Here is a 23,717-nt window from a genome sequence, read left to right as displayed (position 1 = left end):
ACCCGAACGGCGTAGTTGTGACTACGCTCCGGCGTAGCCGTAGGTCCAAAGGAGGGCCACATGAGTACCGCCGCCACACCCGGCACCGCGCAGCGTGACATCGCGGCGCGGCTGGAGCGCCTGCCGATGTCCAGATGGCAGATCGGCGTCCGGCTGATCGTCGGCATCGTGACGTTCTTCGAGGCCTTCGACCAGCTTCTCATCGCCTACACCCTGCCGGTCATCAGCCGGGAGTGGCACATGTCCACGAGTGCCGGGACGGCGACCCTGACCATCGGTTCGGTCGGCATGCTCATCGGCGCGTTCGCGTCCGGCTGGGTGGCCGACCGGGTCGGCCGGGTCCGGGTCATCTCGGTGTGCGTCGCCCTGACCGCGCTGTGCAGCCTCGGCATGGCGCTGTGCACGTCGCTGCTGCCGTTCCTCGTCCTGCGCTTCGTCCAGGGCCTGGCGATCGGCGGCGAGGTGCCCACCGCGGCCGCCTACATCAGCGAGATCAGCCGGGCCGGCCGGCGCGGCCGGTTCGTCCTGCTCTACGAGGTGGTGTTCCCGGCCGGGCTCACCGTCGGTGCGCTCGTGGCGGCCTGGGTGATCCCGCACTGGGGCTGGCCGACGCTGTACGTGTGCGCGGCCGTTCCGGGTCTCGTCGCGGTCGTGCTCCAGCGCCGGGTGCCCGAGTCACCCCGCTGGCTCGCCGCACGCGGACGGCACGAGCAGGCCCTCGCCACGATGGCCGACATCGAACGACGGGTGTCCGCCGTGACGGGCGAGCCACTGCCCGCGCCCGCGCCCGCGGCCACCGCGGTCGCCGAACCGGTCCGCCGCGGCGGGCTGCGGGAGCTGTTCACCGGCCGCTACCGGCGCCGCACCCTCGTGCTGTGGACGTTGTGGTTCGTCGGCTACCTGGCCAACTACGGCATCACCTCGTGGCTGCCCACCATCTACCGGGGCGTGTTCCACGTGTCGATCGGCCAGGCGCTGTGGTACAGCACCGCCACCTCGGCCGCCGGTCTCATCGGCTGCGTCATCGCGGCGCTCGTCGTCGACCGGCTGGGCCGCCGGGTCGTGCTGGCCGCCGGGCTCGGCGGCACCACCGCGATGCTGGTCGTGCTGGGCGTGATCGGCGCGGACAGCCCGCTGAAGCTCATCGTGCTGTCGTCGCTGGCCGCGCTGTTCAACTTCGCCGTCAACATCAGCCTCTACCTCTACACGCCGGAGCTGTACCCGACCCGCAGCCGCGCGCTCGGCTGCAGCATGGGCGGCGTGCTCAACCGGCTCGGCCTGATCACCGGGCCGATCCTGGTCGGCCTCGTCTACGCCGGCGGCGCGCACCTCGACGCGGTGTTCCTGCTGATCGGCGCGCTCACCCTGGTCGGCACGGTCGTCGCCGCCGTGTTCGCCGAGGAGACCTCGGGCCGCGCGCTCGAGGAGGTCTCGCCGTGACGGTGCCGCCCGACGCCGTCACCCTGCGCGGCGATCTCGGCCCGGCGCCGCTACGGGTGATCCTGCTGGGCACGGCCGCCGGACCTTACCCGGTCGCCGGCCGGCAGGGCTGCGCGAGCGCCGTGGTGGTGGGCGACCGCGTGTACCTCGTGGACGCGGGTTACGGCACCGTCCGCAAGTACGCGCAGTCCGGGCTGGCGCTGCGCGATCTGGCCGCCGTGTTCGTCACGCACCTGCACTCCGACCACGTCGTCGACCTGTTCCCGCTGTTCCTGCTCGGCTGGGGCCCGGCCAACGCGGGTGTCGTCGCGCCGGTCGACGTCTACGGGCCGGGCCCCGAACCGGGCGGCGCGGCCGGGATCTCCGGGCTGGTGGCGGGCTGCCTGTCCGGGTTCGGACAGGACATCGCGGTGCGCGAGCGGACCAGCGCGCGGCCGCCGCTCGCGAAGCTGGTGCGGACGCACGAACTCGCCGTTCCCGGCGGCGAGGTGCTGGTGCACGAGGACGACCGGGTGCGGGTCACCGCCCGCGCCGTGCCGCACCCGCCGCTGCACCTCGCGCTGGGTTTCCGCTTCGAGACCGAGCACGGTGTGGTCGCCTTCTCCGGCGACACCGCACGCAGCGACGCGGTGGGCGAGCTGGCCGCGGACGCCGACCTGCTGGTGCACGAGGCGATGGAACCGGGCTTCTACCGCGAACTGGGTTACTCCGGCCAGCTGCTCGATTTCCTCGCCGCCTCGCACACCGCGCCCGCCGACGTGGGCCGGCTCGCCACCGCCGCGGGCGCACGCTGCGTGGCCCTGAGCCACGTCGGCCCCGCCGATCCCCGCCACCTGAGCGACGAGGCCTGGACCCGCCGGGTCCGGCCGCACTACTCCGGCCGCATCGTGGTGGGGCACGACCTCACCCAGCTGGCCCCCCGAGCAGTCCAAGGAGGACCGTCATGAGCACGCCCGCACCGGGCACGGTCGGCATCGTCGGCGGCGGCATCGGTGGTCTCGCCGCGGCCATCGCGTTGCGCCGCGTCGGCATCGAGGCCGTCGTCTTCGAACAGGCACCGGCGTTCGGCCGAGTAGGCGCCGACATCAACCTCACCCCCAACGCGGTACGCGCGCTGGACGGTCTGGGCGTGGGGGAGCGGTTGCGGGAGACCGCGGCGCGGCCCCGCTACCGGATCAGCCGGACCTGGGACACCGGTGCGGAGACCTCCCGGCTGCCGATGGCGGGGGTGGCCGAACGGCGGTACGGCTCGCCCCAGCTGACCATGCACCGGGCCGACCTGCTCGCCGCACTCGCGGAAGCGCTGCCGGGCGGCGTCGTCAGGCTGGGCAGCAAGCTGGCCGGACTGTCCAACCAGGACCGCACCCGGCTGTCCTTCGCGGACGGCACGGAGTTCCAGCCGGATGTCGTGGTCGGGGCCGACGGTATCCATTCGGTGGTGCGCACGGCCCTGTTCGGGCCGGAGAGCCCCGAGTTCACCGGCGTCGTGGCCTACCGCGCGGTGGTCCCGGCCGAGCGCGTCGACGTGCCCAATCTGGACTGCTTCACCAAGTGGTGGGGACCGCGCCCGGACACACAGATCGTCACGTTCCCGCTCAACCGTGGCCGGGACGTGTTCGTGTTCGCCACGACCGCCCAGCAGGAGTGGCGTGCCGAGTCCTGGACCGCCCCCGGTGATGTGGCCGAGCTGCGCGCGGTGTATTCCGGGTTCCACCCGGAGGCGCGGGCGTTGCTGGACGCGTGCGACAGCGTGCTCAAGTCCGCCCTCTACGTGCGCGACCCGTTGCCGGCCTGGTCGGCGGGGCGGCACACCCTGCTCGGCGACGCCTGCCACCCGATGATGCCGTTCATGGCCCAGGGCGCGGGGATGGCCGTGGAGGACGCGGTGGTCCTGGCCCGCGCGCTGGCCGAGTACTCCGACGCCGAGGTGGCGCTGAAGGCGTACCAGGCCGCGCGGCTGGACCGCACCCGCCGCGTCCAGCTGGGTTCGCGTGGCAACGACTGGCTGCGCGACTCCACCGACGCCGACTGGCTCTACGAGTACGACGCCTGGACCGTGCCGCTGTCCTGACCCGCCGAGGTGGTCCCGCTGCCGCGGGACCACCTCCGGTTCAGAACTCGTCGCCGCTGGAGAGTTCCTTCTCGAACGCGTCGGCCTGCGCGACGACCGACAGCAGCGGCCGCTCGAACTCCTCGCGCAGCTGCAGCGACTTCAGCGGCACCGTGTGCTTGAGCAGCGCGACGCCGTCCACGACCGCCGCCCCGCCCACCCCCGGGCCACCCGCCAGCTCCAGCAGGCGGCGCAGGTCGATCTTGTCGGCCCAGCCGACGGCGGAGGAGATCTCGGCCCACTCGGCCCCGTCGAGATCGGACAGGTGGTGCACGGTGGCCTGCTGCGTGCGGCCGCCTTCGGTGCCCAGCCGGAACCGCAGCCAGTCCGTGCTCTCCTCGAGCACCTCGTACCGGATGCGCACGTAGTTGATCACGTCGGTCCAGATGGTCACCCTCGCCCCTCTCGCCGCTCCGACTCGGGCGCCAGCTTATCCAGACCGCTCAGCTCTTGTGCGCCCGCGCCGCGGCGAAGCTGTAGACACCGAAGGCGGCCAGCCCGGCCGCCACGATCACCAGCAGCACGACGCCGTAGGGCTGGGCCGCGAGCGTGCGCAGCGCCTTGTCCACGCCGCCCGCCTGGCCGGCGTCCGACCGCAGGGCCGCGTAGCCGAGCAGGCCGCCGATGATCACGTACACCACGCCCTTGGCGACGTACCCGGCCGAGCCCAGCCACTCCACCCACGTCCCGCCGCGCAGCGGCAGGTCCAGGTCCTGGCGGAAGCTGCGCTTGACCCCCTTGACGGCCGCGGCGACCCCCACCACGACCACCACCGCCCCGGCGACGGCCACCAGCGCCTGACCGGCCGGCAACCGGAGCAGCCGGGCACTCAGCTCCTGCTGCGGCTGGTTGCCCGAGGCCGACCCGCTGCCCGTGGCGATCCGGATCGCCGTGTAGGCCAGCACGAGCACCGTGAGCCCGCGCGCCGCGGACCCGAGCCGGTTGCGGATCCGCGCGCCCTGGTCCGTCCGCCACTGGTAGCCGCCCGCGGCCATCAGGAACTGCCACACCCCGAACGCGACCAGCCCGAGCGCCAGCACCCACAGCACCGCCTGGCCGGCGGTGCTGGATCCGACCGCCTGCAGCGCGCCCTTCTGGTCGGCCTCCTTGCCGCTGTCGCCGAACGCCACGCGCACCGCCAGGTAGGCGACGACCAGGTGCACCAGCCCCCAGCACGCCATGCCCACCCGTCCCGCCACCTGCGTTGCCGTGCTGCGCCGCGCCCTGGACGCTCTGCCAGTTGCCGTGCCGCTCGTCATGCGCGCCTCCTCGTCCACCCCGACCACTCGATCGGGTGTACCCGGGAGGTGGCGGCGCTAAGCCGGAGGAGCAGCGCGCCAGGGCGGCGGCCGGATCAGCCGGCCGGGGTGGTCACGAGGCCGGCCAGCGGCCGCCGGTCCGCGCGGCCGTCACCGGTCGGGCCGGCCGAGGCCGTCGAGCAGCAGGTCCGCCACCGCCCTGGCGGTCAGGGCCGGGACGCCGGGCGGCACCGAACCGGCCGAGGAAGCGGCCACCAGCATGCTTGCGGCGGTGTGGTGGCGGGAGGTCGGACGGCGATGGCCGGTCGCGCGCGCGAGGTAGGCGGTGATCGCGTCGGCGATGCCGTCGTGGATCTCGCGGGCGCGGGCCCGCAGCTCGGGGTGGTGCTCGCTTTCCCGGAACACGATGCGGTGCATCGGCGTCTGCTCACCCAGGTGCCGCGTCAGCCGCCGCCACAGCTCGGTCACCGCGGCCCGCGGATCGGCCGGCACCTCGGCCGGTACCAGGTCGGCCAGGGTCCGCGTGGACCGCTCCCGGATCAGGGCGAGCAGCAGCCCTTCCTTCGTGCCGAAGTGGTAGAAGATCAGCCCCTGCGGTACCCCGGCCGCCGCGGCGAGGCGGGCCGTGGAGGTACGGGCGTAGCCGCGTTCGGCGAACAGCTCCTCGGCCGCGACCAGGATCCGGTCGCGGCCGGCGGAGGCGTGTGCGGTCACGAGCCGGGTCAGCCGGAACCGTCAGAACTCGGTGACGCCGGCGTCCGGGGCGAGCTCGTGCGCGGTGACGTACTTCGACTCGTCCGACGCCAGGAACAGCACGGTGTCGGCGATGTCCGCGGGCTCGGTGCTGGTCACCGGCAACAGGTTCGTCATCATCCCGGCCAGCTTCGGGTCCCGCTCGAACGCCCGGGCGAACGCGGAATGTATCGCCTCGCCGGCCATCGGGGTGTTCACGCCGGTGGGGTGCACGCTGTTGACGCGGATGTTGTGCCGCGCCAGTTCGGCGGCGAACGCCTTCGCCATCCCGCGCACCGCCCACTTGCTCGTCGTGTACGGCACCAGGAACGGCTGCACCTTCATCCCGGCCGCCGAACTGATCAGGATGATCGACCCGCCGCCGCGCTCGACCAGGTGCGGCGCGCCCACCATGACCGTGTTCCACACCCCGCGCACGTTGACGCCGAGGGTGTCGTCGAAGACCTCCTCGGTCACCTCGTCCCACATCGCCGGCACGCAGATCCCGGCGTTGGCCACCACGATGTCGAGCCCGCCCAGCTCCGCCACCGCGGCGTCGACGCCGGTACGCAGCTTCGCGAGGTCCCGTACGTCCGCCTGCACCCGGATCACCCGCCGCCCGGTCTTCTCCACCAGGTTCGCGGTCTCGTCCAGGTCCGCGAGAGTGGGGGAGGAGTAGGTCACGCTGGGCAGCGTGTCCGCGATGTCCACGACGATCACGTCGGCGCCCTCCTGCGCCAGCCGCACCGCGTCCGCCCGGCCCTGACCGCGGGCCGCACCCGTGACCAGGGCGACCTTGCCCGCTACCCGTCCCGCCATGTGCCGGTCTCCTCTTCTCCCGCGCCGTCGCGGGTCGCCGCCGAGCGTGCTCCTGAGTGAGTACTCAGTCAAGGGGCCGGGGAGGGCGTGGACCGGAGGGGTTGCCGCCGCCGCGTCGCGGGTACCGGACCGGGGAGGGAAGGAGACGCCATGCCGAAACCGGTGTCCGAGCAGGTGGTGGTCATCGCGGGTGCGTCCAGCGGGATCGGGCGGGCCGCCGCGCTCGCCTTCGCTGGGCGCGGCGCCCGGGTCGTGTGCGCGGCACGGGGCGAGGCGGCCCTGGATTCGCTGGTGCACGAGATCCGGGAAGGCGGCGGCCAGGCCGTCGCGGTGCCGACGGACGTGGCCGATCCCGGCGCGGTCCGGGCGCTGGCGGCCGCCGCGGAGCGCGAGTTCGGGCGGATCGACACCTGGGTCAACGCCGCGGCGGTGGCCGTGTTCGGTCAGGTCGAGGAGATCAGCGACGCGGAGTTCGACCGGGTGATGCGGGTGAACTTCCTGGGTCAGGTGCACGGGGCGAAGGCCGCTCTGCCCGCGTTGCGGCGTGCCGGGGGCGGGGTGATCGTCGGGATCGCCTCGGTGGAGGGGGTCCGGTCGGTGCCGCTGCACGCGCCCTACACGGCGAGCAAGTTCGCGCTGCGCGGGTTCTACGACTGCCTGCGGATGGAGCTCGCCCAGCGGGGCGAGAAGATCGCGGTGACCACGATCCTGCCCGCGGCGATCGACACGCCGTTCTTCGAACACTCCCGCAGCAAGATGGGCGCGCTGCCGAAACCGCCGCCGCCGGTCTACGCGCCGGAGACCGTGGCCGAGAACGTGGTGTTCGCCGCCGAGCACCCGCGGCGGGAGATCCCGGTCGGCGGGGCCGCGCTGGCGTTCTACTTCGGCCAGCGGTTCTCGCCCGCCCTGACCGACACGCTGCTCGCGGTGCGCCGGCTGGGAGCCGGCGCCTTCCGCGACGACCGCCCGGACAACGGAGTGGACAATGTGGACACCCCGGTGGACGAACCCGGGCGGGTGCACGGCAGCGTGCCCCGGCGCGTCCGCCCGGGCAGCGTGTTCAGCAGGACGATCGCCCGCCTGCCGCGGCCAGGGGAGTTGCTCACCGCGGCGGTGTCCGCCCGCCACCGTCGGCACGCGGCGCGCTGACCGGCCCGTTATCCAGCGTAGGGCGGCCTTCCGAAGGGCGTGACGGTGGCGACGCGCCAGACCGGAGCGTCGCCACCGCCGGGTGCGGCACTCAGCCGGCGGCCGGGGCCCCCGCCTGCCCGGCAGCCTGCTCGGCGGCCTTCGCGCGCGCCGCCGCGACGCGGTCGGCGTGGCTCGGCGGGTTGGCCGGCACGTGCTGCGGCCGCAGGGCCTCCATCTCCTTGCGCAGCACCGGCACGACCTCGCCGGCGAGCAGGTCGATCTGCTCCAGCACCGTCTTGAGCGGCAGGCCGGCGTGGTCGACGAGGAACAGCTGCCGCTGGTAGTCGCCGACGTGCTCGCGCATCGTGGCGTACCGGTCGATCACCTGCTGCGGGCTGCCGACGGTCAGCGGGGTCGTCGCGGTGAACTCCTCCATGGACGGGCCGTGGCCGTAGACCGGGGCGTTGTCGAAGTACGGGCGGAACTCGTTCCAGGCGTCCTGCGAGTTGCGGCGCATGAACACCTGCCCGCCCAGGCCGACGATCGCGGTGTCGGCCGGCCCGTGGCCGTAGTGCTCGAACCGCTGGCGGTAGAAGTGCACCATCTTCTTGGTGTGCGACATCGGCCAGAAGATGTTGTTGTGGAAGAAGCCGTCCCCGTAGTAGGCGGCCTGCTCGGCGATCTCCGGGCTGCGGATCGAGCCGTGCCAGACGAACGGCGGCACCCCGTCGAGCGGGCGCGGAGTGGCGGTGAACCCGCGCAGCGGCGTGCGGAAGTTCCCCTCCCAGTCGACCACGTCCTCCTCCCACAGGCGGCGCAGCAGCGCGTAGTTCTCGATCGCGAGCGGGATGCCCTGCCGGATGTCCTGGCCGAACCACGGGTAGACCGGGCCGGTGTTGCCGCGGCCCATCATCAGGTCCATCCGCCCGTTCGAGATGACTTGCAGCATCGCGTAGTCCTCGGCGATCTTCACGGGGTCGTTCGTGGTGATCAGGGTGGTCGAGGTGGACAGGACGATGTCCTTGGTGACGCCCGCCAGGTAGCCGAGCACCGTGGTGGGGGAGGACGCGACGAACGGCGGGTTGTGGTGCTCGCCGGTGGCGAACACGTCGAGCCCGGCCTCGTCGGCGTGCCGGGCGATGGTCAGCATCGACCGCACGCGCTCGGTGTCGTCCGGCGTCCGGCCGGTGGTCGGGTCCGTGGTCACGTCGCTGACTGAGAAGATCCCGAACTGCATGACAGCCTCCTGCTGATCCGGTGTTCGGCCGGTGCAACGTCTCGCGAGGAAGAATATTCCTCGCGAGATTAAGTGAGGAGCGACAGCACCACGTCGCGGAGGCCCGGAGACAGCGCCACGGTGGACGCGGAGGCCACGGTGTGCTCGCTGCCGTCGGTGTCGAGCACCAGGCCGCCGGCCTCGCGAACCAGCAGCACACCGGCCATGGTGTCCCACGGGAGGTTCGACAGGTTGATCGTGGCGTCGAGCCGGCCGTGCGCGACCCACGCCAGGTCGGCCGCCGCGGTGCCGATCATCCGCACCCGCTGCGACCGCGCACCCAGCTGCTCGAGCAGGGACAACCGCAACCGGTTCTTCGGCCCGGCGTCCTCGCCGACGGCGAAGTCGCCCAGCGACACCATCGCGCCGGCCAGTTCGCGCACCCCGGACACGCCGATCCGGGCGTCCCCGGCGAACGCGCCGTGACCGGCGGCCGCGGTGTAGACCGTGTCCAGGAACGGCAGGTCGATCGCCGCCACCACGCTGCGCTCACCCGACACCAGGGCCAGCGAGATCCCGGTCAGCGGGAGGCCGCGCGCGAAGTTCGCGGTGCCGTCCACCGGGTCCAGGGCCCACCACAGCGGGCCGCGGTCGCCGCCGTGCTCCTCGCCGACGACGCCGATCCCCGGGGTTTCCCGCGCCAGGAACTCGCGCACGGCGTCCTCGACGGCGAGGTCGATGTCGGTGACCAGGTCGCGTTCACCCTTCTCGGTCACCGACCGCGGCGCACGCGAGGTGACGATCCGCCGTCCGATCGCGACGGCCTCCGTGGCAACCGCCAGCAGGCCGGCGTGGTCCACGTCAGGACTCCGCGACGTCGAAGGTGTCCACCTGCGGCAGCACGTGGCCGAGACGGTCGCGCTTGGCGGTCAGGTACCGGATGTTGTGCGGGCTCGCGGGAGCCAGCAGCGGCACCCGCGCCGCCACCCGGATGCCGTGCGACTCCAGCGCCGCGATCTTGTCCGGGTTGTTCGACATCAGCCGCACCGACCGCACACCGAGGTGCCGCAGCACCCGCGCCGCCGGGCCGTAGTCGCGCACGTCCACCGGCAGACCGAGGGTCGTGGCGGAATCGACGGTGTCCAGGCCGTCCTCGTCCTGCAGGACGTGCGTGCGCACCTTCGCCACCAGGCCGATACCGCGGCCCTCGTGCCCGCGCAGGTACACCAGCACGCCGCTGCCCTCGGCGACGATCGCGTCCAGCGCGGCGTGCAGCTGGTCGCCGCACTCGCAGCGCACCGCGCCGAACACGTCACCGGTGAGGCATTCCGAGTGCACCCGCACCAGCACGTCGTCACGCGGGAGGGGGCCGTGCACCAGCGCCAGGTGCTCGGCGCCGTCGGCGAAGGCGACGGCGCGGAACTCGCCGCGGCGAGTGCCCAGGGCCGATTCGGCGATGTCCTGCTCACGCACGGTGTTCCCCCTCATCGTCGACCGGGAACTTGCCCTCCCCGGTATACCTGAAGCGATGACTCCGCTCCCTCCGGACACCACCGTCGACGTGCGCGACCGCGCGCCGGGCGTGGCCGTCCTGCCCGTCGGAAGCCTCGAACAGCACGGCCCGCACCTGCCGCTGACCACCGACACCCTGATCGCGTGCGCGGTGGCGGAGCGGATCGCCGCGGACCACCGGTTCTGGCTGCTGCCGCCGGTCACGATCTCCTGCTCGCACGAGCACGCGGCCTGGCCCGGCACGGTGAGCATCTCGGCCACCACGCTGATCGCGGTCGTGGCGGACATCGCGGCGTCGCTGCGGTCCTCCGGCGTCGGCAAGCTCGTGCTGGTCAACGGGCACGGCGGCAACCACGTCCTGGCCAACGTCGTCCAGCAGGCCGGCGGCGCCATGGTGCTGTTCCCCAGCTACGGGGAGTGGCAGGCCGCGCGGGCCGCGGCGGGCGTGACGACCACCAACGACGAGGACATGCACGCGGGCGAGCTGGAGACCTCCCTCCTGCTCGCCACCAGCCCCGAGGTGGTCAGACCGGGCTACCCGGCCGCGGACTCGGCACCCGGCGATCTGCGCCACCTCCTCTCGCTCGGACTGGCTCCCTACAGCAAGTCGGGCGTGGCCGGTCATCCGTCACGGGCGGGCGCGGACAAGGGCCGGGCGGTGCTGGACGCGCTGGCCGAGTCGTTCCGGGCGCACCTGCCGGTCCTCGCGTCCTGAGCGCCAGGATTCCCGGCAGCGCCGCGACCAGCGACAGCACGCCGTAGACGACGGCCGTGGTGACGCCCGCGGCGGACCCGAGCCCGGCGGCGCCGAACGCGACCGCCGTGTATCCCTCGCGCGGGCCCCAGCCGCCGATGGAGAGCGGCAGCGCCATGACGACCAGCGCCGGCACCACCAGCGGGACCACGGTGGTCACCGGCGCGGACACCCCGGCGACCCGCGTGGCGACGACGAACATGGCCAGGTGGCCGGTGATCGCCACGGCCGACCACAGGATCACGGCCGTCGCACCGGTCCGGGTGATCCGGCTGATCCCGAACGCCACGGCCGCGAGCATCGCGGCGGCGGCCACCGCGAGCGGCGCGCCGGAGATGCGGCCGGGCCCGGCGAGCAGGGCCGGCACGCCCACGACGAGCAGCACGCCCTGGCCGGCGGCGCGTTCGAGCACCACGGCCCGCACACCGCGGGGAACGTCGCCGGAGTCGCGCCCGTGGCCCACGGCGCGGCCGATGTCGCCGAGCACGCCGCCGGGCAGGATCGAGTTGAGCAGTGTGGAGCGGTAGCAGGCGCGGACCGCGGTCGTCAGGCGCAGCGGCAGGCCCAGGCAGCGGGCCACGGCAACCCATCGCCCGGCGGCGGCGACGGTCGTCACCAGCCCGAGCCCCAGGGCGATCACGACGGCGCCGGGACCGACGAGCCTCACCCCGGTGACGAAGGCGCCGGCACCGAGCCTGGCCACCAGCACGGCGAACAGCCCGGCCGTGAGGAGCACACGCAGCCACAGCCCCAGCCGCCGCCCGCGACGGCCACCCACCGCCCCCGCCGCTGTCACCGCGCTCACCCCGCGCGGCCACCACATAGCCCCGCCCAGCCAACGCCCCACCCCCGCGGGCCAACACACCGCCCGGAGCGGCCAACACGCGGTGGCGCCGTGTTCGCCGCTGGCGGCGGGGTGCTGGCCGGCGGGCGCCGCTGGGGCGGCGCGGACGAGCGGCATCAGGACGCTCCGATCGCGAGCAGGTCGGTGTGGTGCACCACCGCCCGCAACTCGCCGGCGGCGCAGGCGTCGAGGCGGCGCCGGGTGTAGGCCGCCGTGTCGAGCCCCGGTGCCTGCGCGCGGGCGGCGGCGACCCAGCCGCGGAACCACTGTTCGGTCAGCCTCCGTTGCCGCGGCCCGAGCCGCCACGGGCTGGGCGCGAGCCGCACCACCGCACCCCGGCGTTCGAACGCGAGTGCGGCCACGGCGACCGCGTCCGGGCCGAGGAGCCCGTTGCGCCGCTGGTGGGCCGCGAAGGCCGCGGCGATCTCCGCGTCGAGCGGGTCCGCGGGAATCAGCTCGACCCGTCCGGTGACCGACAGGGTCAGCAGCGCCGGACACCCGGCGGCGGCGCACGACCCCGCCAGGCCGTCCACTTCGGACACCGTGAGCAGGTCGAGCAGGGCCGAGGCGGTGACGAGCGAGGTGCCCGCGAGATCGAGCTCGTCGAGGTCGCCGTGGTGCGTTTCGGTCGTGACGCCCGCCCCGGTGACCGACGCGCGGGCGAGCAGCGCGGCGTCGCGGTCGTGCAGGATCCAGTGCTGCGGGACCGGCAGCCGGGGCGCGAGCCAGCGCGCCATCGAGCCGGTGCCGCAACCCACGTCCCGGATGACCAGCCGGCCGCCGACCGTGCTCAGGGATGCGCGCAGCGGGCCGAGCAGCGCGGCCGCCCGGGCGGTCGCGTCGGCGGGCTCGCGCAGCGCCAGCCAGTCCGGTGCGCAGCGGGTGGTGCCGGGACCGGCGCCGTCCCATCGGTCGTGTGCCACCTCCTTGTCACGGAACACGACCCGCTTCCGGTTCACCGAGGATCCGCGCCATCACCCGTGCGGCGGTCTCCCACGTCGGCAACGTGTCGCGGCGTGAGCGGGCCGCGTCACGCAGCGCCTGCCGCAACGGCGGGGACGTCAACCATGAGCGGAGCGCGTGTGCCAGCGCGCTCGCATCGCCCGGCGGGACCACGAGGCCCGGCAGCTGCCCGGGCTCACCCCGCACCTCACCCAGCACTTCGGTGGGCGCCGAGGTCAGGACCGGGATGCCGCGCGCCAGCGCCTCGGCCATGACCATCCCGTAGGTCTCCGACCACGACGGCAGCACCAGCAGCCCGGCGCGAGCGTAGGCCCGCTCCAGCCGCGGCCCGGTGAGCGGCCCGGTGATCGTCACGCGGCCGGACAGGCGGTGCGCATCGATCGACCGGCGCACGCGGGCCGCGAACGCGGGGCTGCGGCGCACCGGCCCGGTCAGCCGGCACCGCCACGGCAGGTCAGCCACCGCCGCCAGCGCCTCGACCAGCACGTCCTGCCCCTTGTGCGGGGTCAGCGACCCGACGCACAACAGCTCGTCACCGGAGGAGAGCGGTGCCGGATCCGTCCCGGGCACCACCACCTCGACGCGGGCGAGGCCGTGGTGCCGGCGCAGCCGCTCCGCCGTCCGGGCGCTCGTCGTCACCACCGCCCGGGCCGCGCGCAGCGTCGCCCGCTCCCGGGCGTCCAGTGCGGGATCGGCACCGGTCTCCTCGCCCAGCGGCATGTGCACGAGCACCATCAGCCGCAGCCGGGCCGCGTGCGGCACCACGATCTCCGGCACCCCGCAGGCCACCAGCCCGTCGAGCACGACCAGCGTGCCCGGTGCGGCCGCGGCGAGTTCGCGGCCCAGCCGGGCACGCGCACCGGCGTCCGGATGCGGCCACGACCCGGGGACCGCGACCTCCCGCACCGTCCGGCCCAGGGCGGTCAGCTCCCGGCTGATCCGCCGGTCGAAGACGTTGCCGCCGCTGGGCAGCTCCGGGTCGGTGGCGTCACCGGGCTGGACGAAGATCACGCTCGTAGCTCGCCCACGCGACGTGCGATTCGTGCAGCGTCACCCCGATCCCGGCCAGCCCGCGTGCGCCTTCGCCGAGCGCGCCCTCGTGCACGCGCTCGGCGAGGGCGTCGGCGATCACCTGCGCGAGGAACTCCGTCGAGGTGTTGATCCCGGCGAATTCCGGCACCTCGTCGAGGTTGCGGTAGTTCAGCTCGCCCAGCACCGCGCCCAGCTGCTGGGTCGCGAGCCCGATGTCGACCACGATGTTGTCCGCGTCGAGGTCGGCGCGGCGGAACGTCGCGTCGACCACGAACGTCGCCCCGTGCAGGCGCTGCGCCGGCCCGAACACCTCACCGCGGAAGCTGTGGGCGACCATCAGGTGGTCGCGCACGGTCACGCTGAACAAGAGTCCTCCTCGCGGTAGACGACACGGTGGCACAGGGCGGGCAGCTCGCCCGAAGCCAGCTTCGGCATCACCGACGGCAGGTCCTCGAACGCGCACTCGCCGGTGATCAGAATGTCGAAGACGGGATCGGCCAGCAGCTCGAGGGCGAGCGCGAGCCGGTCGGCGGGCGTGCGCCGCGACCGCCGCGCCGGGGCCACCGCCCCGACCTGGCTGGCGCGGACCGCCAGCCGGCGCGAGTGGAAGAACCCGCCCAGCGGCACGGTCGCCGGCCGGTCGCCGTACCAGCTCAGCTCGATCACCTCACCCTCCGGGGCGAGCAGCTCCAGCGACCGCGCCAGGCCCGCGTCCGTGGCACTCGCGTGCACCACCAGGTCACAGCCGGGCAGCGCGTCCGCCGGCAGCGCGAACTCCACGCCCAGCGCCGACGCCACCGCCGCGCGCGCCGGGTCGGCGTCGACCAGCTGCACCCGCACCGCGGGGAACCGGGCGAGCAGCGCCGCGACCGCGCAGCCGACCATGCCGCCGCCGACCACCGCGATCCGGTCGCCGAGCAGCGGGGCGGCGTCCCACAGCGCGTTCACCGCGGTCTCCACCGTGCCCGCCAGCACCGCCCGCCGGGCGGGCACCGCCTCGGGCACCACGGTCACCGCGCTCGCCGGAACGACGAACCGCGTCTGGTGCGGGTAGAGCGTGAACACCGTGCGGCCCAGCAGCTCCGGTGGCCCGTCCTCGGCGACGCCGACGTTGAGGTAGCCGTACTTGACCGGCCCCGGGAACTCACCCTCCTGGAACGGGGCGCGCATCAGCTCGTGCTGGCTCGCCGGCACGCCGCCGCGGAAGACGAGCGTCTCGGTGCCCCGGCTGATGCCCGAGTACATCGTCCGCACCTCGACCTCGCCGGGTCCGCACGCGGGCAGCGGCACGGCCCGGATCTCGCCCGGCCCGGGCGGGTTGAACCAGAACGCCCGTGCGGCACGTGTCATGGGCACACCTCCGGCGAAGGGACCGCGATGATCGTCCAGACCCAGCCTCGCACGATTCCGGCCCGCCAGGAACAGGCCGTGGCGGCCGGTGCACTGCTCGTGCTGGTGAGTGGGCTCGCGCTGACCGTGGGGCTGACGCCGGCCGCCTGGGTGGCCGGCGCCGGTTACGGCGGCGCGCTGTGGGTGCTGCTGACCGGAGCGCTGCGCCGCGCCGGCCGGGTCGCGCTGGGTCCGGCGGACCGGGTCACGCTGGCTCGCGCCACCCTCACCGGCGGCGTGCTCGCCCTGGTCGCCGCCGGATCGTCCGGGCCGGTCCCGGCCGGGCTCGCGGCGCTCGCGCTCGCGCTGGACGCCGTGGACGGCCGGGTCGCGCGCCGCACCGCGACGGTGTCGCCGCTGGGGGCGCGGTTCGACCTGGAGGCGGACGCGGTCCTGATCCTCGTGCTGTGCGTGCCGGTCGCGGTGGTGCTGGGACCGTGGGTGCTGCTGATCGGCGCGATGCGGTACGCGTTTGTGGCGGCCGGCTGGGTTCTGCCGTGGCTGCGCGGGCCGCTGGCGCCGGACCGGGCGCGCAAGGCGGTGGCGGCGGCGCAAGGTGTCACGCTGCTCGTGGTGGTTGCCGGGGTGCTGCCGCGCGGCGCGGCGCTGGCCGGGACCGCGGTGGCGCTCGCGGCGCTGGTCTGGTCGTTCGGGCGGGACGTGCGGACCCTGTGGCGGACGCGGTGACCGTGCGCCGGGTGACGGGCGACGTCCTGGCCTGCGGGCTCGTCTTCGCCGCGCTCGCCCTGCCGGACACCCTGGTGGGCGCCCGGCCCGCGGCGTTCCTGGTTCTCCCGGCCGAGGCGGTGGCCGGTGCCGCGCTGATGCTGGTCCTGCCGCCGCGCGCACGCCGGGTCACGGCGGCCGTGGCGGGTGCGCTGCTCGGGGTGCTGACGCTGCTCAAGATCGCCGACATCGGGTTTTCCCAGGCCTTCGGCCGCCCGTTCCACCCCGTGCTCGACTGGGGTTTCGCCGGGCCCGCGCTCAGCCTGCTCGGTGGCGCGGCGCGCATCGGCACGGTGGTGGGCGCCGCGTTCGGCGCGCTGACGCTGGTGGTCCTGACCACGCTGGCGGCGACGCGTGTGGCGCGTGCCGCGGGGGAGCACCGCCGGATCACGGCGCGGGTGGTGGCCGTGTTCGCGGTCGCCTGGACCGCCGCGGCCCTCGCCGGCCTGCCGCTCGCCTCGCACACCACCAGCGCGCTGGCCTACCGGGACGTCCGCGGTGCCACCGCCGACCTGGCCGACCGTCGGGAGTTCGCCGCGGCCATGGCCACCGACGCCTTCCGCGCCACTGCGCCGGCGGGGCTGCTGACCGCATTGCGCGGCAAGGACGTCCTGCTCACCTTCGTGGAGAGCTACGGCCGCGTCGCGCTGGCCGACCCCGGGGTCGACGCGCTGCTCGACTCGGCGACGAACCGGCTGCAGGCGGCCGGGTTCGGCGCGCGCAGCGCGTTCCTCACCTCCTCCACCACGGGCGGCGGCAGCTGGCTTGCCCACTCCACCCTGGAATCCGGGCTGTGGGTGGACAACGAGCAGCGCTACCGCACCTTCGTGACAAGCGACCGGCTGACCCTGTCCGGCGCGTTCGCCCGTGCCGGCTGGCGCACCGTGAGCGTGCAACCGGAGAACGCCGCGGCCTGGCCGGAGGGCGCGGTGTACCGGTTCGACCGGCTCTACGACGGTCGTGACCTGGGCTACTCCGGTCCGGGCTTCGCCTATGCCGCGATGCCGGACCAGTTCACCCTGTCGGCGTTCCAGCGCGCCGAGCTCGCCCCGGGCCATCCGCCGGTGATGGCCGAGATCGACCTGGTGTCCAGCCACTGGCCGTGGACGGCGGTGCCCCGGCTGCTCGGCTGGGACGACCTCGGCGACGGTACGGTCTTCGCCTCGGCGACGGACCGGCCGGCCGGCGGGCCCGCCGGATACGACGAGGCGGTCCGGTACTCGCTGTCGGCGCTCATCTCCTACGTGGAGACCTACGGCGGCGACGATCTGGTGCTGGTGTTCCTCGGCGACCACCAGCCGGACGCGTCGGTGACCGGCCCGGGCGCGGACCGGGACGTGCCGGTGACCCTCGTGGCACGCGACCCGGCCGTGCTCGCCCGCATCAGCGGCTGGGGCTGGACGCCTGGTCTCCGTCCCGCCGCGGCGGCCCCGGTCTGGCCGATGAGCGCGTTCCGCGACCGGTTCCTGACCGCCTTCGGCCCGCAGCTCAGTGCGGTTCCGGCGCGGGCTCCAGCAGCAGGACCGGGATGACGCGTTCGGTGCGTTTCTGGTACTCGCCGTACGGCGGGTAGGTCGCCACCGCGCGCTGCCACCACACCTCGCGCTCCTCGCCGTCCACCTCTCGCGCGACCATGTCGAACACCCGGGTGCCGTCGCGCACCTCGACCCGCGGTTCGGCGAGCGCGTTGTGGTACCACAGCGGATGCTTCGGGCCGCCACCGAGCGAGGCGACGGCCGCGTACACGCCCTCGTGCTCGACCTTCATCAGCGGCGACTTCCGCAGCTTCCCGGATTTCCGGCCGACCGTGGTCAGCACGATGACGGGCAGGCCGTGCGCGGTGGTGCCCCGGGTACCGCCGGAGCCCTCGTACACCGCCACCTGCTTGCGGGAGTACTCCATCGTGCTGGGTTCGTACACACCGTCGAGAGGCATCCGCCCTCCTTTCGCCAAGATCGCCGTCGCTGATCGGAACGCGGGCCGCGGGCGGTTATTCCGCCGCGGCGCGGATCGCGGATTCGGCGAGGAGCTCGCGCATGAACCCGGTGAGCCAGTGCTGCGCGGGGGTGCGTGCGTGGCGGTGCCGGGAGTAGACCGAGACCTGCGCCGGTTCGACGTCCACCGGCAGTTCCAGCAGCCGCACCCGGTGGCCGGTGGCGAAGACGTCGGCCACGAGCCGGGGCACCATCGCCACCAGTTCGCCGTCCTGCACCAGGTAGGGCAGCGTGGAAAACCGGGTCACCTCGAGCACGACCCGGTCCAGCAGCCCGTGGGCCTCGAGCGCCCGGCGCGGCCCGTCGTGCCCGGCCGGGCCGAACACCGTGATGTGCTGCTCCGCGGACAGCTCGGCCAGCGAGAGCCGCGGGCCGCGCAGCCGGGGATGGGACCGGGCGACCATGGCGACGTACCCCTCGGAGAACAGCGGGATCCGCGCCACCCGCTGCGAGCTGATCAACGGCGAGGCGACGAACGCGTCGATCTCGCCGCGGCCCAGCTGGTCGACCGCGCTGGCGACGTCCAGCGGCCGCACCGTCAGCGTGACCCCGGGTGCTCGCGACGGCAGCGCGGCCATCAGCCAGGGGAGCAGCGACACCTCGCCGAGGTCGGACAGGCACAGCGTGAACCGGGCGCGGGCGGTGGCCGGGTCGAAGGTGTGCGCCCCTGCCACCGTGGACTCGATCTCGGCCAGCGCGTGGTGCAACGGCGGGTAGAGGGCCTGCGCGGTGGTCGTCGGTACCAGCCCGCGGCCGGTGCGCCGGAACAGCTCGTCGGAGAACCGCCGCCGCAGTTTCTGCAGGCTGTAGCTCACGGTCGGCTGGGTGACGTGCATCGAGTCCGCGGTGGCCGTGACACTGCGCGTCTCGTACAGCAGTACGAACGTGCGCACCAGGTTGAGGTCGAAATCCCGCATCATCGATCCTGTCTATGTGGCCTGTCGGCAACATTGATTGGAGCACAGGCCAGCCGGTCTGCGACCCTCGAGGCCAGCCCCGCCGTCGAGGAGGACCGCAGATGCCGACCGTCCGGACGATCGCCCACGAGTTCCTGGAACGGCGTGGCCTGACCACGATCTTCGGCAATCCCGGCTCCAACGAGCTGCCGTTCCTGGCCGGGCTGCCGGAGTCCTTCTCCTACGTGCTCGGCCTGCACGAGGGTGTGGTGGTCGGCATGGCCGACGGGTACGCGCAGGCGACCGGCCGTCCGGTGCTGGTCAACCTGCACGCCGCGGCCGGTTCCGGCAACGCCATGGGCGCGCTGACCAACGCCGTCTACTCCCGCTCGCCGCTGGTGCTCACCGCCGGGCAGCAGGTGCGCTCGGCGATCGGGCTGGAGGCGATGCTCGCCAACGTCGAGGCCACCCAGCTGATGCGCCCCCTGGTCGGCTGGGCCGGCGAACCGAGCTGCGCCGCCGACGTGCCCCGCTCGCTCGCGCAGGCCGTGTTCGAGGCCGAGTTGCAGCGCCGCCCCACCTACTTGTCGGTGCCCTACGACGACTGGTCCGCCGAACTCGGCGACGACGTCACCGCCACCCTCGGCCGGAGCGTGCGGCGCGGCGGGTCGGCCGGGGAGGACCAGGTGCTCGAACTGGCCGCGCGCCTGGACGGCGCGGCCCGCCCGGTGCTCGTGCTCGGCGGTGATGCCGACGCCCTCGGGCTGTTCGACCGCGCAGTGGCCTTCGCCGAGGAACGCGACCTGCCGGTGTGGGTCGCCCCGTCGCCGCACCGGCTGCCGTTCCCCAACCGGCACCCGCTGTTCCGCGGGGTCCTGCCCGCCGGGATCGGCGCGCTGTCGGCCGCACTCGACGGGCACGACCTGATCCTGGTGCTGGGTGCGCCGGTGTTCCGCTACCACCAGCACGTGCCGGGCCCGTTCCTGCCGCGCGGCGCGACGCTGGTCCAGGTCACCGACGACCCGGGCGAGGCGGCCCGCGCGCCGGTGGGGGAGGCGCTCGTCGCCGATCCCGGCGCGGTGCTCGACGGCCTGCGCGCGCAGCTGCCCGTGCGGGCGCCCGGGAAGACCGCGTTCGTGCCGACGCCGGAGCCGGCGACCGGCGAGCACGCACTGCACCCCGAGCAGGTGTTCGCCGCGCTGCGCCAGACCCAGCCGGCCGACACCGCCTACGTCGTCGAGTCCACCTCGACGAACTCGGCCTGGTGGCGGCAGATGGACCTGCGCCGCCCCGGCTCGTACTTCTGGCCCGCCGCCGGTGGCCTCGGCTTCGGCCTGCCCGCCGCGGTCGGTGTGGCGATGGGCCTGCCCGGGCGCCCGGTGGTCGGGGTGATCGGCGACGGCTCCGCCAACTACGGCATCACCGCGCTGTGGACCGCCGCCCGGTACCAGGTGCCGGTGACCTTCCTGATCCTGCGCAACGGCACCTACGGCGCGCTGCGCTGGTTCGCCGATGTGCTCGGCACCACCGGCGTGCCCGGCACCGAGATCCCCGGCCTGGACTTCACCGCGATCGCGGCCGGATACGGCGTGCCGGCCACGACCGCGTCCGATGTGGACGATCTGCGCGCCCAGCTCAAGACGACCTCCGCCGGGCCCCGGCTCATCCAGGTGGACACCGAGCTCACCACACCCTGATTCCCCAACCCCAGCAAGGAGAACGGCAATGACGACGTCTCCCTCCCGGTCGGCCTGGACGGCGGTGCTGTGCTGGCTCACCGTCCTGCTCGAGGGCTACGACCTGGTCGCCCTCGGCGCCACCATCCCGACCCTGCTCAAGACGCGGCACCTCGGCTTCACCGCGGCCGGCGCGACCGCGGTGGCGACCGTGTCGCTGATCGGTGTCGCGGTCGGGGCCGCCGCGCTCGGCCCACTGACCGACCGGTTCGGCCGCCGGGTGATGCTCCTCGGCTCGGTGCTGCTGTTCTCGCTGTTCACGCTGGTGTTGCCGCTGGCGCCGAACGTGGCGACCTTCGGCGTGTTCCGGTTCGCCGCCGGGCTCGGGCTGGGCGCCTGCATGCCGGTCGCGCTGACCGTCATGTCGGAGAACCTGCCCGCGCGGCGCCGCGCCAGCGCCGCCACTTTCACCATGACCGGCTACCACGTCGGTGCCGTGCTCACCTCGCTGCTGGCGCTGGCCGCGGTCGGGAACTGGCACGTGCTGTTCTACGGCGGCGGCATCGCCGGGCTGGCCGTCTTGCCGCTCATGTGGTGGCGGCTGCCCGAGTCGGCCGCCTACCTGGAGGCCCGGCGGGAGGACGCGGCGAAGTTCGGTTTCCGTGACCTGCTCGGCCCGGAGTTCCGCCGCGTCAGTATCGCCGTGTGGAGCGGCTCCTTCATGGGCCTGCTGCTGGTGTACGGGCTCAACACCTGGCTGCCGCAGCTGATGCGGACCGCGGGATACCCGCTGTCCACGTCGATCACGCTGCTGCTGGTGCTCAAACGTCGGTGCGGTGCTGGGGCTCGTGCTCGCCGGGACGATCGCCGACCGGTTCGGCATCCGTCCCATCGCCCGCATCTGGTTCGGCGCGGGTGCGGTGCTGCTCGCGCTGCTCAGCCTGAAGATCGGCAACAGCGTCGTGCTCAACGCGCTGGTGCTGCTGACCGGCGTGTTCGTGTTCTCGGCGCAGGTGCTGATCTACGGCTACGTCGCGCACGTCTTCCCGGCGCAGGCGCGGGGCACGGCGCTCGGCATGACCTCGGCGGTGGGCCGGCTCGGGTCGATCGTGGGCCCGTTCGTGACCGGCGCGCTGGTCACCGCCGGCGTGGCCTATCCGTGGGGCTTCTACTTCTTCGCCGTCGTCGCCGCGCTCGGCCTGGGTGCGATCCTGCTGCTCGGCTCGGGCCGCCGCCGGGCGGCCGGCGCGGCTCCGGCAGCTCCGGCGCCGGAAGGGCTCGGGCGCTGACGCCAGGGGTTCGTTGAACGGTGATCGGCGCATGATCCGCCCGTACTGTGGCGAAGTTGCCATTCCGCAGGTCGCGCCGCCAGGAACCACCCGGAAACGTGATCTTCAGGTTGCCCATTCCCGCTCGATCGGTAACGGTAGGTCGACCAACGATCGAGGTTTGACCCGTTCGGGTTAGGCATGGGAGAGGAGGCGCGCCCCGTTCGCGACGGCGCGTGCGTATGTCTGCTGACGCTGAAACCGAGGCCCGCGCAAGAGTGCCCGAGGAGACCGGCACGGCCGGTCACCTGCCGGACGAGCACGTTCCCCCCGTCGGCGACCCCACCCGGCCGCGGACCGACCGCACCGTGTTCGGGGTGGCCGCGGCACTGGCGCTGGCCATCATCGGCTGGGGCGTCGCCTCGCCGGGCAGCCTGGCGAGCGTCGCGGACACCGTGCTCAACCACGCGGTGATCCCCTACGGCGGCTGGGCGTTCGTGCTGGCCGCGAGCGGTTTCGTGGTCTTCGCCGTCGCACTGGCGGTGAGCCGGTACGGGCGCATCCGCCTCGGCCGGGACGACGAGCAGCCGGAGTTCCGCACGGCCTCGTGGATCGCCATGATGTTCAGCGCCGGCATGGGCATCGGCCTGATGTTCTTCGGCGTGTACGAGCCGGTGTCGCACCTGGCCAGCCCGCCGCCGGGCACCGCGGCGCCCAACTCGGACGACGCCGTGCACACCGCGATGGCCACCACCCTGTTCCACTGGACCGTGCACCCGTGGGCCATCTACGCGGTGGCCGGGCTCGCCATCGCCTACAGCACCTTCCGCCGCGGGCGCAGCCAGCTGATCAGCGCCGTGTTCGCACCGCTGCTGGGCCGGCGCCGCACCGAGGGGCCGCTGGGCAAGGCCATCGACGTGATGGCGATCTTCGCGACCCTGTTCGGCTCGGCCGCTTCGTTGGGCCTCGGTGCGCTGCAGGTCGGCGGCGGCATGGCCTCGGTCGGCTGGATCGACAGCCCCGGCACCGGGCTGCTGGTCGGGATCATCGCGATCCTCACCGTCGCGTTCGTCGCCTCGGCGGTGTCCGGCATCGCCAAGGGCATCCAGTGGCTGTCCAACATCAACATGGTGCTCGCCGCGCTGCTCGCGGTGTTCGTGCTGGTCGTCGGCCCAACGGTGCTGATCCTCAACCTGGTGCCCAGCGCGATCGGCGACTACTTCCGGGAACTGGCCGAGATGTCCGGCCGCTCCGGGGTGACCGGCGGGCAGCCGATGCAGACGTGGCTGTCCGGCTGGACCGTCTTCTACTGGGCGTGGTGGATCTCCTGGACGCCGTTCGTCGGCATGTTCATCGCCCGCATCTCGCGCGGGCGCACCATCCGGCAGTTCGTGATCGGCGTGATCGCGGTGCCGAGCGTGGTCAGCCTGGTGTGGTTCGCGATCTTCGGCGGCGCGGCGATCCAGAAGCAGCGCGCCGGGGTCGACATCGCGGGCGCGGGCAGTTCCGAGTCGGCCACGTTCACCCTCCTGGAGCACCTGCCGTGGTTCGTGCCGATGGCGATCCTGGTGATGATCCTGGTGTCGATCTTCTTCGTCTCCGGGGCCGATGCGGCATCGGTGGTGATGGGCACGCTGTCGCAGCGGGGTGCGGTCAACCCGCACCGCAACCCGGTGATCTTCTGGGGCGTGCTGACCGGGGCGGTCGCGGCGGTGATGCTGCTGGTCGGCGGCGAGGACGGCCTGACCGGTCTGCAGAACCTGACCATCCTGGTGGCGGTGCCGTTCGTGGTGGTGATGGTGGCGTTGTGCGTGGCGTTGTACCGCGACCTGCGGTCGGATCCGCAGGTCATCCGGGAGCGCGAGATGCTGCGCTCGCTGGCGGAGATCCACGACGAGCGCACCGGCGGCGAGCGGGGGCGGCGCCGCCCGCGCACCCGCCGCGGCTGACGGCCGG

Annotated in this window: 22 protein-coding genes and 2 pseudogenes; 10 read left to right on the top strand and 14 right to left on the bottom strand. The window is 73.7% G+C overall.

Annotated elements, in window-relative coordinates:
* Window positions 1–60 precede the first annotated feature (60 nt).
* Genes FHX45_RS02975 through FHX45_RS02965 form a run of 3 tightly spaced genes read left to right on the top strand, consistent with a single transcriptional unit; the run spans window position 61 to window position 3,511 of the window.
* Window positions 61–1,440 carry an MFS transporter gene (locus FHX45_RS02975; RefSeq protein WP_167096490.1) on the top strand — a complete coding sequence of 460 codons (1,380 nt, stop codon included), beginning with the start codon at window positions 61–63 and terminating at the stop codon, window positions 1,438–1,440.
* Window positions 1,437–2,387, top strand: a complete 951-nt coding sequence (locus tag FHX45_RS02970; protein WP_341771324.1) for an MBL fold metallo-hydrolase — start codon at window positions 1,437–1,439, stop codon at window positions 2,385–2,387. The genes FHX45_RS02975 and FHX45_RS02970 overlap by 4 nt, the downstream gene beginning before the upstream one ends.
* On the top strand, window positions 2,384–3,511 hold the full coding sequence (locus FHX45_RS02965; RefSeq protein ID WP_167096489.1) for an FAD-dependent monooxygenase: 1,128 nt from the start codon (window positions 2,384–2,386) through the stop codon (window positions 3,509–3,511). Before FHX45_RS02970 ends, FHX45_RS02965 begins: the two co-directional genes overlap by 4 nt.
* A gap of 40 nt (window positions 3,512–3,551) precedes the next feature.
* Here the strand turns inward: FHX45_RS02965 and FHX45_RS02960 are convergent, their stop codons facing one another.
* From FHX45_RS02960 to FHX45_RS02945, 4 genes are all read right to left on the bottom strand, one after another.
* A complete protein-coding gene (locus FHX45_RS02960) occupies window positions 3,552–3,944 on the bottom strand; it encodes a hypothetical protein (protein ID WP_167096488.1) in 393 nt (130 codons plus the stop codon).
* A 49-nt stretch (window positions 3,945–3,993) separates the two neighbouring features.
* On the bottom strand, window positions 3,994–4,809 hold the full coding sequence (locus FHX45_RS02955) for a DUF1206 domain-containing protein (protein ID WP_167096487.1): 816 nt from the start codon (window positions 4,807–4,809) through the stop codon (window positions 3,994–3,996).
* Between the two features lie 150 nt (window positions 4,810–4,959).
* On the bottom strand, window positions 4,960–5,523 hold the full coding sequence (locus tag FHX45_RS02950; protein WP_167096486.1) for a TetR family transcriptional regulator: 564 nt from the start codon (window positions 5,521–5,523) through the stop codon (window positions 4,960–4,962).
* Window positions 5,524–5,544: 21 nt separating this feature from the next.
* Complete coding sequence (locus FHX45_RS02945) at window positions 5,545–6,360, bottom strand: mycofactocin-coupled SDR family oxidoreductase (protein ID WP_167096485.1); 816 nt, start codon at window positions 6,358–6,360, stop codon at window positions 5,545–5,547.
* Window positions 6,361–6,510: 150 nt separating this feature from the next.
* Between FHX45_RS02945 and FHX45_RS02940 the strand changes: the two genes are divergently transcribed.
* Entirely contained in the window at window positions 6,511–7,509 is a 999-nt protein-coding gene (locus tag FHX45_RS02940; protein WP_167096484.1) for an SDR family oxidoreductase, read from the top strand.
* A 91-nt stretch (window positions 7,510–7,600) separates the two neighbouring features.
* Here the strand turns inward: FHX45_RS02940 and FHX45_RS02935 are convergent, their stop codons facing one another.
* The 3 genes from FHX45_RS02935 to FHX45_RS02925 all read right to left on the bottom strand — a co-directional run bounded on the left by FHX45_RS02935 (window position 7,601) and on the right by FHX45_RS02925 (window position 10,180).
* Window positions 7,601–8,728 (bottom strand): LLM class flavin-dependent oxidoreductase, encoded by a 1,128-nt coding sequence (locus FHX45_RS02935; protein WP_167096483.1) that lies wholly within the window; start codon window positions 8,726–8,728, stop codon window positions 7,601–7,603.
* 68 nt (window positions 8,729–8,796) lie between these two features.
* Entirely contained in the window at window positions 8,797–9,567 is a 771-nt protein-coding gene (locus FHX45_RS02930; RefSeq protein WP_167096482.1) for an inositol monophosphatase family protein, read from the bottom strand.
* 1 nt (window position 9,568) lies between these two features.
* Window positions 9,569–10,180 carry a GTP cyclohydrolase II gene (locus FHX45_RS02925; RefSeq protein WP_341771323.1) on the bottom strand — a complete coding sequence of 204 codons (612 nt, stop codon included), beginning with the start codon at window positions 10,178–10,180 and terminating at the stop codon, window positions 9,569–9,571.
* 55 nt (window positions 10,181–10,235) lie between these two features.
* Here FHX45_RS02925 and FHX45_RS27710 point away from each other — a divergent pair, with 55 nt between their 5' ends.
* A complete protein-coding gene (locus tag FHX45_RS27710; RefSeq protein ID WP_208405776.1) occupies window positions 10,236–10,934 on the top strand; it encodes a creatininase family protein in 699 nt (232 codons plus the stop codon).
* Between the two features lie 376 nt (window positions 10,935–11,310).
* On the opposite strand, the pseudogene FHX45_RS27875 reads toward FHX45_RS27710, so the two are convergent.
* From FHX45_RS27875 to FHX45_RS02900, 5 genes and pseudogenes are all read right to left on the bottom strand, one after another.
* Window positions 11,311–11,796 (bottom strand): annotated as a pseudogene (locus FHX45_RS27875) (lysylphosphatidylglycerol synthase domain-containing protein); the annotation flags it as partial.
* A gap of 137 nt (window positions 11,797–11,933) precedes the next feature.
* Window positions 11,934–12,740 (bottom strand): class I SAM-dependent methyltransferase, encoded by an 807-nt coding sequence (locus FHX45_RS02915; RefSeq protein WP_341771640.1) that lies wholly within the window; start codon window positions 12,738–12,740, stop codon window positions 11,934–11,936.
* Between the two features lie 7 nt (window positions 12,741–12,747).
* Window positions 12,748–13,791, bottom strand: a complete 1,044-nt coding sequence (locus tag FHX45_RS02910) for a glycosyltransferase (RefSeq protein WP_167096478.1) — start codon at window positions 13,789–13,791, stop codon at window positions 12,748–12,750.
* Complete coding sequence (locus FHX45_RS02905; protein WP_167096477.1) at window positions 13,769–14,179, bottom strand: 6-pyruvoyl trahydropterin synthase family protein; 411 nt, start codon at window positions 14,177–14,179, stop codon at window positions 13,769–13,771. The genes FHX45_RS02910 and FHX45_RS02905 overlap by 23 nt, the downstream gene beginning before the upstream one ends.
* On the bottom strand, window positions 14,167–15,162 hold the full coding sequence (locus FHX45_RS02900) for a zinc-dependent alcohol dehydrogenase (protein WP_167096476.1): 996 nt from the start codon (window positions 15,160–15,162) through the stop codon (window positions 14,167–14,169). Before FHX45_RS02900 ends, FHX45_RS02905 begins: the two co-directional genes overlap by 13 nt.
* 27 nt (window positions 15,163–15,189) lie before the next feature.
* On the opposite strand from FHX45_RS02900, the gene FHX45_RS02895 reads away from it, so the two are divergent.
* Together FHX45_RS02895 and FHX45_RS02890 are read left to right on the top strand one after the other, a co-directional pair.
* Complete coding sequence (locus tag FHX45_RS02895; protein WP_167096475.1) at window positions 15,190–15,888, top strand: CDP-alcohol phosphatidyltransferase family protein; 699 nt, start codon at window positions 15,190–15,192, stop codon at window positions 15,886–15,888.
* Window positions 15,873–17,459, top strand: a complete 1,587-nt coding sequence (locus FHX45_RS02890) for an LTA synthase family protein (protein WP_167096474.1) — start codon at window positions 15,873–15,875, stop codon at window positions 17,457–17,459. Before FHX45_RS02895 ends, FHX45_RS02890 begins: the two co-directional genes overlap by 16 nt.
* Here the strand turns inward: FHX45_RS02890 and FHX45_RS02885 are convergent.
* Window positions 17,416–17,862: a nitroreductase family deazaflavin-dependent oxidoreductase gene (locus FHX45_RS02885; protein ID WP_167096473.1), complete on the bottom strand. Its 447-nt coding sequence runs from the start codon at window positions 17,860–17,862 to the stop codon at window positions 17,416–17,418. The genes FHX45_RS02890 and FHX45_RS02885 overlap by 44 nt on opposite strands.
* Before the next feature lie 55 nt (window positions 17,863–17,917).
* On the bottom strand, window positions 17,918–18,841 hold the full coding sequence (locus FHX45_RS02880; RefSeq protein WP_243868907.1) for a LysR family transcriptional regulator: 924 nt from the start codon (window positions 18,839–18,841) through the stop codon (window positions 17,918–17,920).
* Window positions 18,842–18,939: 98 nt separating this feature from the next.
* Between FHX45_RS02880 and mdlC the strand changes: the two genes are divergently transcribed.
* From mdlC to FHX45_RS02865, 3 genes and pseudogenes are all read left to right on the top strand, one after another.
* Window positions 18,940–20,514 carry a benzoylformate decarboxylase gene (mdlC, locus tag FHX45_RS02875; RefSeq protein WP_167096472.1) on the top strand — a complete coding sequence of 525 codons (1,575 nt, stop codon included), beginning with the start codon at window positions 18,940–18,942 and terminating at the stop codon, window positions 20,512–20,514.
* Window positions 20,515–20,542: 28 nt separating this feature from the next.
* Window positions 20,543–21,782, top strand: a pseudogene (locus tag FHX45_RS28670) (MFS transporter).
* A 221-nt stretch (window positions 21,783–22,003) separates the two neighbouring features.
* Window positions 22,004–23,710 (top strand): BCCT family transporter, encoded by a 1,707-nt coding sequence (locus FHX45_RS02865; RefSeq protein WP_208405775.1) that lies wholly within the window; start codon window positions 22,004–22,006, stop codon window positions 23,708–23,710.
* The last annotated feature ends 7 nt before the right edge of the window (window positions 23,711–23,717 follow it).

Origin of the sequence: Amycolatopsis granulosa (genome assembly GCF_011758745.1) — a bacterium.
GTDB lineage: Bacteria > Actinomycetota > Actinomycetes > Mycobacteriales > Pseudonocardiaceae > Amycolatopsis_E > Amycolatopsis_E granulosa.
This window is presented reverse-complemented; position numbering and strand designations above follow the sequence as displayed.